The sequence below is a fragment of the Stenotrophomonas maltophilia complex sp. Om-AH-Sm3 genome, assembly GCF_059337855.1.
Genome location: NZ_JBYBLQ010000007.1, coordinates 1 through 15,966 on the forward strand (window position 1 = coordinate 1; position 15,966 = coordinate 15,966).

Annotated in this window: 20 protein-coding genes and 1 other RNA gene; 13 read left to right on the plus strand and 8 right to left on the minus strand. The window is 66.9% G+C overall.

Going from position 1 to position 15,966, the window contains the following annotated elements; all coding sequences use genetic code 11:
- Positions 1 to 179 precede the first annotated feature (179 nt).
- Together AC10QF_RS10255 and AC10QF_RS10260 are read right to left on the minus strand one after the other, a co-directional pair.
- Complete coding sequence (locus AC10QF_RS10255) at positions 180 to 1,502, minus strand: aminopeptidase P N-terminal domain-containing protein (protein WP_088123875.1); 1,323 nt, start codon at positions 1,500 to 1,502, stop codon at positions 180 to 182.
- A 5-nt stretch (positions 1,503 to 1,507) separates the two neighbouring features.
- Positions 1,508 to 2,056, minus strand: coding sequence for a UPF0149 family protein (locus tag AC10QF_RS10260; RefSeq protein ID WP_005418994.1), 549 nt, complete (start codon positions 2,054 to 2,056; stop codon positions 1,508 to 1,510).
- A 154-nt stretch (positions 2,057 to 2,210) separates the two neighbouring features.
- On the opposite strand from AC10QF_RS10260, the gene AC10QF_RS10265 reads away from it, so the two are divergent.
- From AC10QF_RS10265 to AC10QF_RS10300, 8 genes are all read left to right on the plus strand, one after another.
- Positions 2,211 to 2,432 (plus strand): TIGR02449 family protein, encoded by a 222-nt coding sequence (locus AC10QF_RS10265; protein WP_005418996.1) that lies wholly within the window; start codon positions 2,211 to 2,213, stop codon positions 2,430 to 2,432.
- Positions 2,429 to 2,725, plus strand: a complete 297-nt coding sequence (locus tag AC10QF_RS10270) for a cell division protein ZapA (RefSeq protein ID WP_005410899.1) — start codon at positions 2,429 to 2,431, stop codon at positions 2,723 to 2,725. The genes AC10QF_RS10265 and AC10QF_RS10270 overlap by 4 nt, the downstream gene beginning before the upstream one ends.
- A gap of 153 nt (positions 2,726 to 2,878) precedes the next feature.
- Positions 2,879 to 3,064, plus strand: a non-coding RNA gene (gene ssrS / locus AC10QF_RS10275) — 6S RNA.
- 83 nt (positions 3,065 to 3,147) lie between these two features.
- Entirely contained in the window at positions 3,148 to 3,741 is a 594-nt protein-coding gene (locus AC10QF_RS10280) for a 5-formyltetrahydrofolate cyclo-ligase (RefSeq protein ID WP_032954483.1), read from the plus strand.
- Positions 3,738 to 4,217, plus strand: a complete 480-nt coding sequence (locus tag AC10QF_RS10285) for an EVE domain-containing protein (RefSeq protein ID WP_005419001.1) — start codon at positions 3,738 to 3,740, stop codon at positions 4,215 to 4,217. The genes AC10QF_RS10280 and AC10QF_RS10285 overlap by 4 nt, the downstream gene beginning before the upstream one ends.
- A 23-nt stretch (positions 4,218 to 4,240) precedes the next feature.
- Entirely contained in the window at positions 4,241 to 4,888 is a 648-nt protein-coding gene (gene rpiA, locus AC10QF_RS10290; RefSeq protein ID WP_005419003.1) for a ribose-5-phosphate isomerase RpiA, read from the plus strand.
- 21 nt (positions 4,889 to 4,909) lie between these two features.
- Positions 4,910 to 5,356 carry a DUF192 domain-containing protein gene (locus tag AC10QF_RS10295; RefSeq protein ID WP_005419005.1) on the plus strand — a complete coding sequence of 149 codons (447 nt, stop codon included), beginning with the start codon at positions 4,910 to 4,912 and terminating at the stop codon, positions 5,354 to 5,356.
- 135 nt (positions 5,357 to 5,491) lie between these two features.
- On the plus strand, positions 5,492 to 6,337 hold the full coding sequence (locus AC10QF_RS10300) for a SirB1 family protein (RefSeq protein ID WP_005419007.1): 846 nt from the start codon (positions 5,492 to 5,494) through the stop codon (positions 6,335 to 6,337).
- 40 nt (positions 6,338 to 6,377) lie between these two features.
- On the opposite strand, the gene AC10QF_RS10305 is transcribed toward AC10QF_RS10300, so the two are convergent.
- Positions 6,378 to 6,602, minus strand: coding sequence for a rubredoxin (locus AC10QF_RS10305; RefSeq protein ID WP_014038358.1), 225 nt, complete (start codon positions 6,600 to 6,602; stop codon positions 6,378 to 6,380).
- Between the two features lie 34 nt (positions 6,603 to 6,636).
- On the opposite strand from AC10QF_RS10305, the gene thiE reads away from it, so the two are divergent.
- Both thiE and hemL read left to right on the plus strand, forming a co-directional pair.
- Positions 6,637 to 7,263: a thiamine phosphate synthase gene (gene thiE, locus AC10QF_RS10310; protein WP_053497472.1), complete on the plus strand. Its 627-nt coding sequence runs from the start codon at positions 6,637 to 6,639 to the stop codon at positions 7,261 to 7,263.
- A gap of 16 nt (positions 7,264 to 7,279) precedes the next feature.
- Complete coding sequence (gene hemL / locus AC10QF_RS10315; RefSeq protein ID WP_494542134.1) at positions 7,280 to 8,569, plus strand: glutamate-1-semialdehyde 2,1-aminomutase; 1,290 nt, start codon at positions 7,280 to 7,282, stop codon at positions 8,567 to 8,569.
- A gap of 101 nt (positions 8,570 to 8,670) precedes the next feature.
- Here hemL and azu read toward each other — a convergent pair whose 3' ends face one another.
- Complete coding sequence (gene azu / locus AC10QF_RS10320; protein WP_049413722.1) at positions 8,671 to 9,120, minus strand: azurin; 450 nt, start codon at positions 9,118 to 9,120, stop codon at positions 8,671 to 8,673.
- Positions 9,121 to 9,243: 123 nt separating this feature from the next.
- Here azu and AC10QF_RS10325 point away from each other — a divergent pair, with 123 nt between their 5' ends.
- The gene (locus AC10QF_RS10325; RefSeq protein WP_494542135.1) at positions 9,244 to 9,846 is read left to right on the plus strand and encodes an HAD-IA family hydrolase; all 603 of its coding nucleotides are present in this window, start codon (positions 9,244 to 9,246) and stop codon (positions 9,844 to 9,846) included.
- A gap of 53 nt (positions 9,847 to 9,899) precedes the next feature.
- Here the strand turns inward: AC10QF_RS10325 and AC10QF_RS10330 are convergent, their stop codons facing one another.
- A complete protein-coding gene (locus tag AC10QF_RS10330; RefSeq protein WP_494542136.1) occupies positions 9,900 to 11,126 on the minus strand; it encodes an acetylornithine transaminase in 1,227 nt (408 codons plus the stop codon).
- Between the two features lie 63 nt (positions 11,127 to 11,189).
- On the opposite strand from AC10QF_RS10330, the gene AC10QF_RS10335 reads away from it, so the two are divergent.
- On the plus strand, positions 11,190 to 12,062 hold the full coding sequence (locus AC10QF_RS10335; RefSeq protein ID WP_069139259.1) for an ion transporter: 873 nt from the start codon (positions 11,190 to 11,192) through the stop codon (positions 12,060 to 12,062).
- 102 nt (positions 12,063 to 12,164) lie between these two features.
- Here AC10QF_RS10335 and AC10QF_RS10340 read toward each other — a convergent pair whose 3' ends face one another.
- The 3 genes from AC10QF_RS10340 to AC10QF_RS10350 all read right to left on the minus strand — a co-directional run bounded on the left by AC10QF_RS10340 (position 12,165) and on the right by AC10QF_RS10350 (position 15,170).
- Positions 12,165 to 13,106 (minus strand): YiiG family protein, encoded by a 942-nt coding sequence (locus AC10QF_RS10340; RefSeq protein WP_494542137.1) that lies wholly within the window; start codon positions 13,104 to 13,106, stop codon positions 12,165 to 12,167.
- 160 nt (positions 13,107 to 13,266) lie between these two features.
- Positions 13,267 to 14,259: a YiiG family protein gene (locus tag AC10QF_RS10345; protein WP_494542138.1), complete on the minus strand. Its 993-nt coding sequence runs from the start codon at positions 14,257 to 14,259 to the stop codon at positions 13,267 to 13,269.
- Positions 14,260 to 14,351: 92 nt separating this feature from the next.
- Positions 14,352 to 15,170: an SDR family oxidoreductase gene (locus AC10QF_RS10350; protein WP_494542139.1), complete on the minus strand. Its 819-nt coding sequence runs from the start codon at positions 15,168 to 15,170 to the stop codon at positions 14,352 to 14,354.
- 108 nt (positions 15,171 to 15,278) lie between these two features.
- Between AC10QF_RS10350 and AC10QF_RS10355 the strand changes: the two genes are divergently transcribed.
- On the plus strand, positions 15,279 to 15,962 hold the full coding sequence (locus AC10QF_RS10355; RefSeq protein ID WP_494542140.1) for a hypothetical protein: 684 nt from the start codon (positions 15,279 to 15,281) through the stop codon (positions 15,960 to 15,962).
- The last annotated feature ends 4 nt before the right edge of the window (positions 15,963 to 15,966 follow it).

Sequence of the window (15,966 nt, forward strand, 5' to 3'; positions counted from 1 at the left end):
GGGTGGGCAGGACCGTTGGCGCCATGGATGGCGCCATCGAGCCCCCATGGATGGGTTTACGGCGTGTCCTGACCACCCACACCGCCCCGCCATCCCACGCAATGCCGCTCTTGCTTCGGCCGTTGCCGTTGCTTCGGCTTGCAGCGGGTGCAGGGCCGCAAGCCCTGCAGAAAAACACCCTACCCCGCCATCACCGCTTCGATCTCATCGGCGCTGCGCGCCAGGCCTTCGGTCAGCACGCGATGACCGTCATCGGTGATCAGCACATCGTCTTCAGTGCGGATGCCGATACCGCGCCAACGCGGTTCCACCGTCGTGTCGTCCACGCCGATGTACAGCCCCGGCTCGATGGTGAACGCCATGCCAGGCTCCAGAAGGCGTGAATCACCGGCGAGGCGGTAATCGCCTACATCGTGCACGTCCAATCCGATCCAGTGGCCGGTCTTGTGCCGGTAGAAGCGCTGGTACAGGCCTTCGGACAGATTCTTTTCCAGCGTGCCCTTCAGCAGGCCCAGCCGCAGCAGGCCCTCGGTCAAGGTCTGCACTGCGGCCAGATGGCCGGCCTCGTAGGGCACGCCCGGCTTGGCCTGGGCCAGCGCCGCCGCCTGCGCTTCACCGACCAGGTCGTGCAGCGCGCGCTGCTCGGCACTGAAGCGGCCGTTCACCGGGAAGGTGCGGGTGATGTCGCTGGCGTAGCCGCGGTACTCGGCACCTGCATCGATCAGCACCAACTCGCCATCGCGCGACCGCGCGTTGTTGTCGCGGTAATGCAGGATGCAGCCGTTGCGGCCGGCACCGACGATGCTGCAATACGCAGGCACCGCATCGCTGGCGCGGAACACGCGTTCCAGCTCGGCCTGCAGCTCGTACTCGTGGATGCCGGCCCTGGCGGCCTTCATCGCCGCCAGATGCGCACGCACGCTGATCTGTGCGGCGTGGTGCATCAGTGCCACTTCGGCGCCGGATTTGAACAGGCGCTGCTCGTGCAGCAGGTGGCCCAGCTCCAGGAACTCATGTGGCGGCTGCGCACCGTGGCGTACCTGCGAACGCACGCGGTTGACCCAGCCGATCAGCTTCAGATCGAAGTCGGCGTCGCGGCCGAAGTGGTAGTAGACGCGCGAGCGCCCTTCCAACAGGCCCGGCAGGATGTCGTCCAGATCATCGATCGGGTAGGCATCGTCCATGCCGTACTGCGCTACCGCGCCTTCCTGGCCGGCGCGGCTGCCGTCCCATGCCTCGCGCTCGGCATCGCGCTCGCGGCAGAACAGGATGGCCTCGCCATGGCGGCGGCCCGGAATCAGCACCAGCACCGCTTCCGGTTCCGGGAAGCCGGTCAGGTACTGGAAATCCGAATCCTGGCGGAACGGATAATGGGTATCGAGGCTGCGCACCTTCTCGGCTGCGGCCGGCAGTACCAGGATCGCATCCTCGCCAGCCATGTCCATCAGCTGGCGGCGGCGACGCTTGTATTCGCCGGCCGCGATGCCGGTGCGCTGCTTGATATCCATCAGTTCAGGCGCTGCCGATGGCGCGCGGCCAGCACCACGTCGCCGTGCAGCAGCAGCACCGCCACACGGATGAATTCCTCGATCTCCGACAGGGCTTCGTCGTCGTCATCGCCGCCGGCCTCGAAATCCTCACTGGACGCACGCGCCAGGCTGGCCATGTCGGTCAGCGCTTCTTCGCCCTCTTCGGACAGGGCCGGGCGGCGGCCGCCGCTGCCCAGGCCGAAGCCGCCCAGGAACGAGCGGGTCCAGCTGAACATGGCATCGGCCTGCGCGGACACATCGTCGCTGTCGGCGAGCAGCAGTTCGAAGGCGAAGTCGCGGTCTTCCAGCTGCTTGATGGTGGCCTGCAGCAGCTGCCCCAGCACGCTGTCGGCAGCCACCGGTGGCAGGGTGTCATCGGCCAGCACGCGCGCCGGCCAATCGTTGCCGGGGGCGCCGCCGGCGGCCAGCCAGCCGCACAGCGCTCCGTGCAGCTCGGCAGCGGTAGCGCCCAGGCCCAGCGCCTGGCTGGCGCGGGTAACGTCGTCGACGGAGGGAAGTTCGGTCATCGTGCGGCTCGTTCGGAATAAGGAAACCCGGGGTGCGCACGCGCGCGCCCGTGAGACCCCGTAGTGTAGCAACCCTGCGGCATCCTCTCGTGGCCGTCCGGCCTTGCTGCGACAGCGCTTGACCGCCCTCACCCGGCTTGCCTATCGTGCCCGCATGGAACCCGCCGATCCCCTTGCCCAGCTGCAGGACTTTGCCGCCCGCGTGGACGCGTTGCTTGAACGCAACCAGCGCCTGGCCGAGGAGAACCGCAGCCTGCGCCACCAGCAGGAACAGCTGGTGGCCGAGCGCTCGACGCTGCTGGCCAAGAACGAACAGGCGCGCTCGCGGGTGGAAGCGATGATCAGCCGGCTCAAATCCCTGGAGCAGCACACATGAGCGCCGAACCGGTCAGTGTCCGCATCCTCGATCGTGAATACACCGTGGGCGTCGGCGGCGACGAACGCGACAGCCTGATGGCTGCTGCGCGCCTGCTCGATGCGCGCATGCGCGAGATCCGCGGCAGCAACCGCATGGCCGCCGTCGACCGCGTCGCCGTGCTGGCCGCGCTGAACCTGGCCCACGAACTGCAGCTGCTGCGCGACGAGAACGCCCGCCAGGCCGTGGCGCTGCAGCAGACGCTGGCCGACCTGAACCGGCGCCTGGACCGCGCCATCGACGGCACCCCATAAAAAAAGGGGACGGAGGGAATTAAGGCGCATTCGCCCCTTCCGTGCTGGAAACGCCTTAATTCCCTCCGTCCCCTTTTCGCTTGTCTGAATTGGCACGGACTGTTGCCGACGAACGGCCTATCCAGATCCTGCGTGCTGGCTATAATGGCCACGCGTTCTCTGCGGTACTCGACGGCATGTGCAAACATTCGCCTTGTCCCTTAAGAACGACACCGGGAGCGCGACAGCGCCGGGAGTGCAGGTCCGCCTTGTAGCGGGAAGCCCGATGGTTCTCCAGCGTTCCCACTTGAGCCCCCGGGTTCAAGGTCGTTTCGCATGCATCGACATTGCGGAGAATGCAATATTCCAGCAAGGGCGGCGTCTTCGGGCGTCGCCCTTGTTCTTTCCGGCACAATGACGGCTGATCCTTGCCGCTCGCTGCCATGACCGACCCGCGCCAGGCCCTGCGCCACGACCTGCGGCAACGCCGCCGTGACCTTAACGCTGGTGAGCGCATCGCCGCCGCCGAATCGCTTGCCGATGCCCTGCTCGCCCTGCCGTTCGCCCCGCGCGAAGGCGCCGTGGCCGGCTACTGGGCGCTGGATGGCGAAATCGCCCTGCACCGCTGGCAGCTGCAGCTGCCCGAAGGACTCACCTACTGCCTGCCGGTGCTGGCCGGCGACGTGCTGCGCTTCGCACCATGGCGGCCCGGGCAGCCGCTGACCAGCAACCGCTATGGCATCCCCGAGCCGGACGTGGCCGTGGAAGACACCCTGGAACCGGAACGGATGGCGCTGGTCGTGACCCCATTGGTGGGTTTCGACGCACAGTGCCGCCGGCTGGGCATGGGGGGCGGCTGGTATGATCGCAGCTTCGCCTTCCGCCACGACCGGCCGGCGCCGCCCTGGCTGGTCGGTGCTGCGTTCGCGGTGCAGCAGGTCGAGTCCTTGCCGGTGGCGTCGTGGGACGTGCCGGTGGATGCGATCTGCACCGAAGACGGCACCCTGTTCCCCTCCGCTGCCCCCGTGAACGCATGACCGCCCGCAAGCGCTACTGGCTGATGAAGTCCGAACCGGACGCCTTCTCCATCGATGACCTGGCCAAGGTCAAGGTCGAACCCTGGAACGGGGTGCGCAACTACCAGGCGCGCAATTTCATGCGCGATGGCATGCAGGTGGGCGACGGCATCCTGTTCTACCACTCCAACACCAAGGTGCCCGGCATCGTCGGCCTGGCCACCGTCGCCAGCCCAGCCTACCCGGACGACACCCAGTTCGACCCGAAATCCGACTACCACGACCCCAAGAGCACGCGCGAAAACCCGCGCTGGATGCTGGTGGACGTGGCCTTCGACCGCAAGCTCAAGCAGGTGATCGCGCTGGACGAGATCAAGCTGCACGCTGACGAGCTCGGCGAGGGCTTCCCGCTGGTTGCCAAGGGCAATCGCCTGTCGGTGTTCCCGGTGACCGCCGCGCAGTGGAAGCTGCTGCTGTCGCTGGAAAAGAAATCCTGATTCCCCGCCTGAGAGTTCTTCCCATGTCCGAAGCCAAGCGCCTGGCCGCCGAGAAAGCCATCGAGTACGTCGAAGACGGCATGATCGTCGGTGTCGGCACCGGTTCCACCGTGGCCTATTTCATCGATGCCCTGGCCCGCATCCAGCACCGCATCAAGGGAGCCGTGTCCAGCTCCGAGCAGAGCACCGCACGCCTGAAGCAGCACGGCATCGAGGTGATCGAGCTGAACCACAGTGGCAACCTGTCGCTGTACGTCGATGGCGCCGACGAGTGCGACCCGAACAAGTGCCTGATCAAGGGCGGCGGCGCCGCACTGACCCGCGAGAAGATCATTGCCGAGGCCAGCGAGCGCTTCATCTGCATCGTCGACCCGAGCAAGCAGGTGCCGGTGCTGGGCAAGTTCCCGCTGCCGGTGGAAGTGATCCCGATGGCGCGCAGCCTGGTCGCCCGCCAGATCCGCGACATGACCGGCGGCCAGCCGACCTGGCGCGAGGGCGTGGTCACCGACAACGGCAACCAGATCCTGGACATCCACAACCTGCAGATCACCGATCCGGAAAAGCTGGAGCGCGAGCTCAACCAGTTGCCGGGCGTGGTCTGCGTCGGCCTGTTCGCGCGCCGTCGCGCCGATGTGGTGATCGTCGGTGGCGAGCCGCCGGTCGTGCTCTGACCCTTCCCAAGGATCCTGACAATGTCGCTGTTGCGTTCGCTGCTGATGCTTCCGCTGCTGGCCCTGGCCGGCTGCGCCACCGACGCGGCCCGCCATTGGGTCGAGCTGGACGGCGCCCGCTACCAGGTCGAGCTGGCCACCAACGATGAAACCCGCGCGCGCGGGCTGATGTTCCGCGACCAGATGGCGGCCGACCACGGCATGCTGTTCATCCACGACCGCGAGGAAATGCAGGCGTACTGGATGAAGAACACCAAGATCGCGCTGGACATCCTTTACTTCGACAGCCAGCGCAAGCTGGTCAGCCAGCAGCGCGACGTACCGCCGTGCTCGGCCGGCGACATGTGCCCGCCCTATCCCAGCGGCGGCCCGGCGCGTTATGTGCTGGAACTCAACGCCGGCCAGGCCGAGAAGCTGCAGCTCAAGGACGGCACGGAGCTGAAATTCGGTCCGGGCATCGAAAAATAACGGTAGTGCCGGCCGCTGGCCGGCAATCCAACCCGACCGGGGTCAGATCCCTTTCGCGAGCGAAAGGGATCTGACCCCTGAATTTTTCACGCGACACCGCTTGAAACCGCCTGCGAATGACGCCAGTCTGTGGCCATGCAGGACCGGATCACACTCCCCGACTGGGATGCCTTGGCCGACCTCGAAGACGAGGCGCTGCCACTGTTGCCGACCGCGCTGCTGATCGCGCGCGATGAATACCCCGATCTGCAGCCGTCCACCTACGACGCGCTGATCCAGAGCCATGTCGAGCACCTCCGCTCGGAAGTGGAGAGCATCGACAACAGTCCGCTGAAGATGGCGGCGATCAACCGCCACCTGTTCGACGAGCTGGGCTACAGCGGCGACCACGACGAGTACTACGACCCGCGCAACAGCTACCTCAACCAGGTATTCGAGCGCCGCCTGGGCAACCCGATCTCGCTGGCGCTGGTGCAGATGGAAGTCGCGCGCCGGCTGGGTATTCCGCTCGATGGCGTGTCCTTCCCCGGCCACTTCCTGGTGCGCCTGCCGGTGGACGACGGCGTGCTGGTGATGGACCCGTTCAACGGTGGCCGGCCGCTGGACGTGGACGAACTGCGCGAGCGGGCCAAGTCACACCTGGGCGGGCAGATGCCCGACGACCAGGTGCTGGCGCAGATCCTCGACCCGGCGCCCGCGCGCGCGATCCTGATGCGCATGCTGCGCAACCTGCACGGCGTGTATGCCGAAGCCGGCGAGTGGGACCGCGCCGCGCGCAGTGCCGACCGCCTGCTGAAGCTGGCCCCGGAGCAGGACGATGCGCTGCGCGACCGCGGCCTGGCCTACCTGCAGCTGGAGTACCTGGCCGGTGCCCGCCACGATCTGGGCCAGTACCTGAAGCGCAACCCGGAAGCCAGCGACGCGCAGTGGCTGCGCGAGAAGCTGATCGACCTCGGCGGGCCGATGCCGCGGCTGCATTGAGGGAGGCGGTGTGCGGACCGACAGTCCACACCTGCCCTCATCAATCGACCTCGACCATCTCGAAATCAGCCTTGGTCACCCCGCAATCCGGGCAGGTCCAGGTCTCGGGAATGTCCTCCCAGCGCGTCCCTGGCGCGATGCCTTCCTCCGGCAAGCCTTCTGCTTCGCTGTACAGGAAGCCGCAGACCACGCACATCCAGGTGCGCAAGGTGGTGGGGGTGGCATCGCTCATCGGATAATCAGGACTGGATTCACGGGCCGCCATTGTCCCATCGCGGTCCACTCACCGGTAGCCATCGATGACTTCTGCTTCCCCGGCGCCCCGCGGCGTCTACCTGATCACCCCGGACGAGCCCGATACCGCACGCCTGCTGGCCCGTACCGCGCCGCTGCTGGCCGCGGGCGCCACCTGGCTGCAGTACCGCAACAAGACCGCAAGCGACGCGCTGCGGCGGGAGCAGGCCACCGCGCTGCAGGCACTGTGCGCAGACCACGGCGTACCGCTGATCGTCAACGACGACCCGGCGCTGGCCAAGGCCGTGGGCGCGGCGGGCGTGCACCTGGGCGGCACCGACGGCGACATCCCCAGCGCGCGCGCCCTGCTCGGCCCCGAGGCCATCATCGGCGCCTCCTGCTATGACCAGCTGGCCAATGCCGAGAGGGCCGTGGCCGCCGGCGCCAGCTACGTGGCCTTCGGCGCGTTCTTCCCGACCACCACCAAGATCACCACCAGCCGCGCCCATACCGACCTGCTGCGGCAAAGCGCCGCACTGGGCGTGCCGCGGGTGGCGATCGGTGGCCTGACGCCGGACAATGTCGGTCCCATCATCGACGCCGGCGCCGATCTGGTCGCCGTGGTCAGCAGCGTGTTCGCCGCCGAAGACCCGGTCGCGACCCAGCGCGCCTACCTCGCCCAGTTCGCGTAATGCCCAGGAAAGCCCCATGAACCACGACCAGTCCCACGCCCTGTTCTCCCGCGCCCAGCAGCTGTTGCCGGGCGGCGTCAATTCGCCGGTGCGCGCGTTCAAGTCGGTCGGCGGCGAGCCGTTCTTCGTTGAAAGCGCCGACGGTGCCTACCTGTACGACGTCGATGGCAACCGCTACATCGACTACGTCGGCTCCTGGGGCCCGATGATCGTCGGCCACAACCATCCGGCGGTACGCCAGGCGGTGAAGAAGGCGATCGACAACGGCCTGTCGTTCGGCGCGCCATGCGCGGCCGAAGTCACCATGGCCGAGACCATCACCCGCCTGGTGCCGTCGTGCGAGATGGTGCGCATGGTCAACTCCGGCACCGAGGCCACCCTGTCGGCGATCCGGCTGGCGCGTGGCGCCACCGGCCGCAACCGCATCGTCAAGTTCGAAGGCTGCTACCACGGCCACGGCGACTCGTTCCTGGTCAAGGCCGGCAGCGGCATGTTGACCCTGGGCGTGCCGACCTCGCCGGGCGTCCCGGCCGGGCTGAGCGAACTGACCCTGACCCTGCCCTACAACGACTTCGAAGCGGCCACTGCGCTGTTCGAGCAGCAGGGCGATGACATCGCCGGCCTGATCATCGAACCGGTGGTCGGCAACGCCAACTGCATCCCGCCGCGCGAGGGCTACCTGCAGCACCTGCGCGAACTGTGCACGAAACACGGCGCGCTGCTGATCTTCGACGAAGTGATGACCGGCTTCCGCGTTGCCCTCGGCGGTGCGCAGGGGCACTACGGCATCACCCCGGACCTGACCACCTTCGGCAAGATCATCGGCGGCGGCATGCCGGTGGGCGCCTACGGCGGGCGCCGCGAGCTGATGCAGCAGATCGCCCCGGCCGGCCCGATCTACCAGGCCGGCACGCTGAGCGGCAACCCGGTGGCGATGGCCGCTGGCCTGGCGATGCTGGAGCTGATCCAGCAGCCGGGCTTCCACGCCGACCTGGCCGAGCGCACCGCACGCCTGTGCGCCGGCCTGGAAGCGGCCGCCGCCGAAGCCGGCGTGGCGGTGACCACCACCCGCGTGGGTGCGATGTTCGGGCTGTTCTTCACCGATGAGAAGGTGGAGACCTATGCGCAGGCCACCGCCTGCGACATCCCAGCGTTCAACCGCTTCTTCCACGCGATGCTGGAGCAGGGCGTGTTCCTGGCGCCGTCGGCGTACGAGGCCGGTTTCCTGTCCAGCGCGCACGACGATGCCGTGATCGAGGCCACCCTCGCCGCCGCACGCGTAGCATTCAAGGCCGCCAAAGGCTGAGACACCCTCTGGTAGGTGCCAACCTTGGTTGGCACAAAAAGGGGACGGAGGGGATTAAGTCGTTTATGCACAAACGACTTGATCCCCTCCGTCCCCTTTTTTCAACCGAAGACGAACTTGCCCTTCATCATCGCGAAGTGGCCGGGGAACGAGCAGAAGAAGGTGTAGTCGCCGCCCTTCTGCAGGCCCTGGGTGGAAAAGCGCACGCGCGTGGTCTCGCCACCACCAATTACTTTGGTGTGCGCCAGCACGCGCTTGTCAGCCTTCGGCAGGTAGCTGTCGGCCAGGGTCATGCGCATGCCCGCCAGTGCCACCGGCTGGTAATCGGCCGTGCGGGTCAGCACCCAGTTATGGCCCATCGCGGTAGCGGCCAGCTTGCCGGTATGGCGCAGGGTCAGATCCACGGCGGTGCAATCAGCGGCGACCTTGATCTCGCGACTGCTGAAGCTCATCTGGTCGGTGCTGTCGATGCTCACCGCACACACCCGCGCCATCGCCGACGGCGCCAGCATCAGCGCGCCCAGTCCCACTGCCACCCACCAAGCCTTCATCGTTGCCTCTCCTGCGGATTCAAGCGCCATTCTAGGCAGGCCCCTGCGGCCGCGTCTGCGACCGTCTGTCGCATGCGCACTCCAGGGTTTCCCGCGCACTCACTGCAATGGCATGCTCGACCGATGCGGATCGACCTGTTGCTGCTGGATGTGGACGGCGTGCTGGTGCAGTACCAGCGCGCGCAGCGCGTGCTGCACCTGGCGCAGGTACTGGATGTTACCCCTGCCGCAGTGCAGGCGGCGCTGTTCGACAGCGGACTGGAAGCGGCGCATGACAACGGCACGCTGCAGGGTCCGGCCTATCTGGCGCGGCTGGGGGAGTGCCTGGGCAGGACCGTCGATGTACCCAGCTGGATCGCCGCACGCCAGGCGGCCAGCCATCCGCAGCACGCGGTGCTGCAGCGGCTGCAGGTCCTGCAGCTGCCACTGGCGGTACTGACCAACAATGGCGCGCTGATGGTGCAGGCGCTGCCCATCCTGCTGCCGGAACTGTTCCCTGCGCTGCAGGGACGCGTGTTCTGCAGCGCCGATTTCGGCCTGCGCAAACCTGCGCCCGCGGTATTCATGCGCACACTCGACGTACTGGGCGTGGCGCCCTCGCGCACGCTGTTCGTCGATGATCTGTTCGCCAATGTGCGTGGCGCGCGCGCTGCCGGCCTGCACGCGGAAACCGTGCGCGATGGCCGAGGGCTGGGCAAGGTGTTGAAGCGTTACGCGGTGGGCTGATCGGGGTCAGAGCCCTCTCCGCAGGAGAGGGATCCGACCCCAGCGCCGGGGCGTCAGCGCGCGGCGATGAACGCAGCAATCGCTGCGCGCAGGCGCTTGAGGCCTTCGGCCACTTCTTCGTCGGTGATGTTCAGCGACGGCACGAAGCGCAACACGTCCGGGCCGGCCTGCAGGGTCAGCAGGCCGTGCTCGGCGGCATGGTCGAGGATCGCCCCGGCCTGGCCGGCAAAGTCCTTGCCCAGCACCGCACCCAGCATCAGGCCGCGGCCACGCACGTCGCTGAACACACCGAACTCGTCGTTGATGCGGGCAAAGCCATCGCGCAGCGCCTTCGACTGGCGGCTGACATTGGCGGCGATCTCCGCCGAGGCCAGCTTGCGCAGTGCCACGCGGGCCACCGCAGCGGCCAGCGGGTTGCCGCCGAAGGTGGTGCCGTGCGCGCCGAACTGCATGGTCTCGGCCACCTTCGGGCCGGCCAGCATCGCGCCGATCGGGAAGCCGCCACCGAGTGCCTTGGCCAGGGTGACCATGTCCGGCACCACATCATCCTGCCAGTGCGCGAACAGCGTGCCGGTACGGCCCATGCCGGCCTGGATCTCGTCCAGCACCAGCAGTGCGTTGTGCTGGTCGCACAGTTCACGCACGCGCTTGAGGAAACCGGACTTGGCCGGCATCACGCCGCCCTCGCCCTGGATCGGCTCCAGCATCACCGCCGCCACGTCGCCGGCGGCCATCGCGGTTTCCAGCTGCACCTCATCGTTGAAATCGATGTAGCGGAAGCCGCCAGGCAGCGGCTCGTAGCCTTCCTGGTACTTCGGCTGGGCGGTAGCGGTCACCGCGCCCATCGTGCGGCCGTGGAAGCTGCCACGGAAAGTGATGATCACCCGCTTGTCGGCGGGACGGCCCTGGCTGGAGGCCCACTTGCGGACCATCTTGATCGCCACTTCGTTGGCTTCGGCGCCGGAGTTGCACAGGAACACGCGCTCGGCAAAGCGGCTGGCCTTCACCAGTTCCTCGGCCAGGTGCAGCGGCGGCGCGCTGTAGAACACGTTGCTGGTGTGCCAGAGCTTGCCGGCCTGCTCGACCAGCGCCGCCACCAGGTCCGGATCGTTGTGGCCCAGGCCACACACCGCGATACCCGCAGCCAGGTCGATGAACTCACGCCCCTGGCTGTCCCACACGCGGGCGCCCTGGCCTCGCTCCAGTACCACCTGGCGGGGCTTGTAGACCGGCAGGTAATAGTGCGAAAGGCAGATCAGCGGATCGGTCGCGGCAGTCATGGCAGTCGGCAGGGTTCAGGAATGCCCATTCTCGCGCCGGAACCCCTGCGGCACAATGCGCCCATGCGACCGTTTTCCGCCCCCCAGCTGAATCCCGCCACCGAGACCGGCTGGCGCCGTCGGTGGTTCGACATCATCTACCGCCATGACTCGCGGCCCTCGCGCAACTTCGACCTGATCCTGGTGGTGGCGATCGTCGCCAGCATCCTGGTGGTGATGATCGACAGCGTGCAGCACCTGCATGCCGAGTGGTCCACCGGCCTGTACATCCTGGAATGGGGCTTCACCATCATCTTCACCGCCGAGTACCTGCTGCGGCTGGCGGTGGTCAAGCGCCCGCTGCGCTACGCGGTGAGCATCTGGGGCATCATCGACCTGCTGTCGATCCTGCCCGCCTACCTGTCGATGTTCATCCCCGGCGCGCAGAGCCTGCTGGTGGTGCGTGCGCTGCGCATCCTGCGCGTGTTCCGCATCCTCAAGCTGACCCGCTACATCGAGGAAAGCGGCGTCCTGATGACGTCGCTGTGGCGCAGCCGGCGCAAGGTGCTGGTGTTCCTGTTCACGGTGATCACCATCACCATCATCGCCGGCGCGCTGATGTACGTGATCGAGGGCCCCGAACACGGCTTCACCAATATCCCGGCCAGCATGTACTGGGCGGTGGTGACCATGGCCACGGTCGGCTTCGGCGACATCGTGCCGCAGACCGTGCTTGGCCGCTTCGTCACCTCGGTGCTGATCCTGATCGGCTACAGCATCATCGCCGTGCCGACAGGCATCTACACCGCCGAACTGGCCAGCACCATGCGCGAAGCCGAACTGGCCGCGCGCCGCGATGCCCGCGGCTGCCCGCATTGCGGGCTGGAGGGGCATGAACCCGATGCGCGGCACTGCCGCAAGTGTGGTGGCCAGCTGCCGGATGCGTTCAGCCATTGAGGCACATGCCGGCCAACGCCCGGCACTACCGGACCAACAGGGTGCGCGCCGGGCATGGCCCGGCGCTACCGTGGGCAGATCCACGCCCTGCGTGGATCGCCCTCAACGCATCCGGTTGCTGGTGGTCACCAGGTCGTTGTAGGCATCCAGAATCGTCGACTGTGCGCCTTCAGGGTCGGTGGTGAGCCAGCTGCCCGACGCCTTGCGCTCGGCGGCCAGCGCATCGGCGGTGATCGGCTTGCCCTGTTCCAGGCGCTCGACTCCGCGCCCGGCGGTACGCACCAGCTTGTCGGCCGAGCGCTGCACATGGCCCCACATCGGGTCGTCCTTGCCGACACCACCGTTCTGGATTTCCGTCACCAGCGCCTGATAGTCGGCCAGCTGGCCGCGCAACACCGCAACGTCCGGTGCCTCGCCCTGGAACGCCATTGCCAGCTGCTTGCCATCGCCGACAAGGCGCAGATGGTAGTACGCCAGCGAGCGGCCTTCGCTTTCCTCGATCTGCTTCAGCTGGGCGGCGCGGCGATCGTTCTCGTTCTTTTCCAGCGCCGCATCCATCGCCTCGCTGGCCTTGAAGAAATCAGCATAGGCCTGCATCAGCGGGGCATGCTGGCTGCGCATCCCTTCACCACCATCGCGACGATAGTCCTCGCGGGTGAAATAGCCATCGGCGCGCTCGATCAGGGTGTTCAGCGCCAGGAACGCCTGCTGGTACTGCCGCACGGCCGCATCCAGCGACGTCGCCGGGGCCTTTGCCAGCGCCTCGCTCAACGGCTGGCCGCAGTACTCGACCCGGTGCGACAACACCTTGCCAGGTGAGCGCGGCTGCGCTTCCTTGCCGGTTGGACCGGCTTCGGGATCCTTCATCCAACCGGTGTAGGTCTGGAAACCCTCGTGGATGGGCTGTTCGACGCCGTTGTAGCACTCGATATAGGCGTTCACCTTTTCCAACCCGGGATCGGCGACAGCCAGCCCGGCCGGGTTGTTGCAGCCGGCCAGCGCGCAGAGCAGGAGAACAGGAATCAGGCGTGTGGATGCATTCAAATCAGTTCCTTGCGCAAGTGAAAACTGCAGGCATCGTCATGCATGGCGCGAGCGCGCGCTCCAGCACCTCGGCAAGGTGCTGGCATTCGGGGCTGCAGGGCGTGTCATGCCGCAATCAACCTGCTCAATCGCGACAAAAATGAAGCGTTGAGCTTCCCGCTTACTGGCGGTTGCTCTGGAAAACCAGCGAGTTGTATTCCTGCATCAGCTTGCTGGCCGAGCCGCGTGGCGCCATCGAGGGCGAATCCAGCATGCGCCGTTCGAAATCGCTGTAGGGCGTCTTGCTGCTGACCCGCTGCAGCCGCTCCTTGCCTTCCCGACGGAAGTTCTCTGCTTCGCGCTCGAAGCTGTTCCAGTCCAGCTTGCCCGGCTCCTGATCGGCCACCTTGGCATGCGCCTCGTCGGAAATACGGTTGAAGGCGTCGAGTCGTTCACGGGCTTGGGCCGGATCAAAGTCGTCCTCGCTCATCAGCTCCACGATCGCTTTGGCTTCCAGCATCATCGCCAGACGGTAGTACTCGCGCGTTCGCCCCTCGGCCTGTTCCAATACCTTGAGCTGCTCACGCTGGGCAGCGTCATTCTGGCGCTCCAGCTCGGCGTTGAACGTTTCGCTGGCAGCCACGAAGTCCTTGAATGCGGCCATCAAGGGCGCGTGCAGTTGCTTGCCCTTGGCAAACTGGTCGTCTTCGTAGTCCTGGCGATCGTAGTAGTCGTGCGCCTCCTTGCTGATCGGCACCAGCGCCTTCAGCGCCTGCTGATAATGGCTGGCAGCAGCATCGAGTTCGGCCAGCACCGGCTTGGCAGCCATCGCCTCGGTCACCGGGCCATCGCACTGCTTCATGTCGTAATCGCTGATCTCGAACGGGCCGTACACCTGTGTCTCGCGCCCGGTCGGGCCGGCCTCGACGTCCTTGATCCAGCGCGTATAGGACTGGAGGCTGTCGTGCGTCTTCGAATCAAGCGCGTTGAAGCAGCCGATGTAGGCGTTGAGCTTCGCCGTCAACTGCTGCTGTGCGTCGGACGGCACCGTGTTGGCCTCCGGCTTGCCCGAGGCGCCGGCGTCGCCAGCGGTTGCAGGGGCCTTGCCACCGCAGGCGGCCAGGACAAGCGACAGCGAAGCGGCCAGCGCCGCGATGGAAAGCGTACGTGTCATGTGCTCACATCCTTGTTGAAAACGATTACAGCCCTGCATTCTAGCGCAGCAGGCCGAGCGCCGCAGCCCTCGGCCCTTGCGCAACGTAGCACTCAGTCCAGGAACAGATCCGGCAACAACGACCGCGACGGGTCCACGGCATAGCCGGACAGATCGCTGACGCCGGCCTGTGCCAGCACTTCATCGTCGATCAGGAACTGGCCGTGGAAGCCTGCCGCTTCACGCACCAGCACCGCATGCGCGGCGTCGGCCATGATCTGCGGCGTACGGCAGCCGGCCGCATCGACGCCCGGAATCATGTTGATTGCATCGGTGGCGATCACCGTGCGCGGCCATAGCGCGTTCACCGCCACCCCCTGCGGGCCGAATTCTGCGGCCAGGCCGAGCGTGACGAAGCTCATGCCCATCTTCGCCAGCGTGTAGCCGGTATGCGCGCCCCACCACTTGGGTTCCAGGCTCGGCGGCGGCGCCAGGGTCAGGATGTGCGGATTCGGCGCCTGCAGCAGGTACGGCAGGCAGGCCCGCGCGCACAGGAAACTGCCGCGCGAATTGACCTGCTGCATCAGGTCGAAGCGTTTCATCGGCGTATCCAGCGTGCCACGCAGCCAGATCGCGCTGGCGTTGTTGATCAGGATGTCGATGCCCCCAAAGGTGTCGACCGTGGCCGCAACCGCGGCCTGCACCTGCTCTTCCTCGCGGATATCGCACTTCAGCGCCAGCCCCTGGCCACCGGCGGCGGTAACGGCCTCGGCCGCGCTGTGGATGGTGCCCGGCAGCTTCGGGTTCGGCACCGCCGACTTGGCCGCAATGGCCACGTTCGCCCCGTCACGCGCAGCGCGCAGTGCGATGGCCAGGCCGATGCCACGCGAGGCACCCGTGATGAAAAGCGTTTTGCCCTGCAGACTGCCCACGTTCCACACTCCAGCGCATGCAATGAGCCGCTAGTATGCCGCGCCGACGTGGAGTTCACCCGGCCTTGACGATACTGGCGCCTCCAGTCAACGCACGAGGTCCACGCCATGCGCCGTTCCCGCCTGTTGCTGCCTGCCCTGGGGCTTGCCCTGCTGACCGCCTGCCAGGGCCGTTCGCCGGAACCCGGCAAGGAACCGTCGGCCGGTGACACGCCCAGCGCGGAGAAAGCCGCCGCAGACGGCAAGCTGCGCTGGAGCGAGGCAGTGGTGTGGGATGGCGACCTCAACGCCTGCCGCCAGGGCGAGAATGCGGCCACGCGTGAGTGCCTGCGCGATGCGATGCGCGCTGGTGGCGCCAGCGCCGATGCGATCATCGCCGCCGAACAGCTGTCCACCGGCGGCGAGTTGGCCTATGTGACGGCCTGGCACGAGAACGAAGGCCTGGGCATTGCCACGGTCGAGTATCCGTTCCGCGCCAACACCAACGAGGGCACCCGCCTGGTCGACGCCACCGGCAAGCGCATCGATGTGGATGCCGTGCAGCTGGACGACATCCTGCGTGCCGACCCCGCCGTGCAGGCCCTGCTGAAGGACCACCCGCAGGCCACGCCGTTCGCACCGGCGCAGTCGGCCGGGGCCACGCCGCTGGAGAACGGCGGCATCCGCCTGCTGTACCGCACGCCGCTGCGTGACTGCCACGCCTGCCCGGATGTAGGCCAGCTGCAGATCGCCTACGACTTCGACGCCAAGCGCAACTTCATCGGCCAGCAGGTAGTGCCGGCAACGCCGTAAGGTC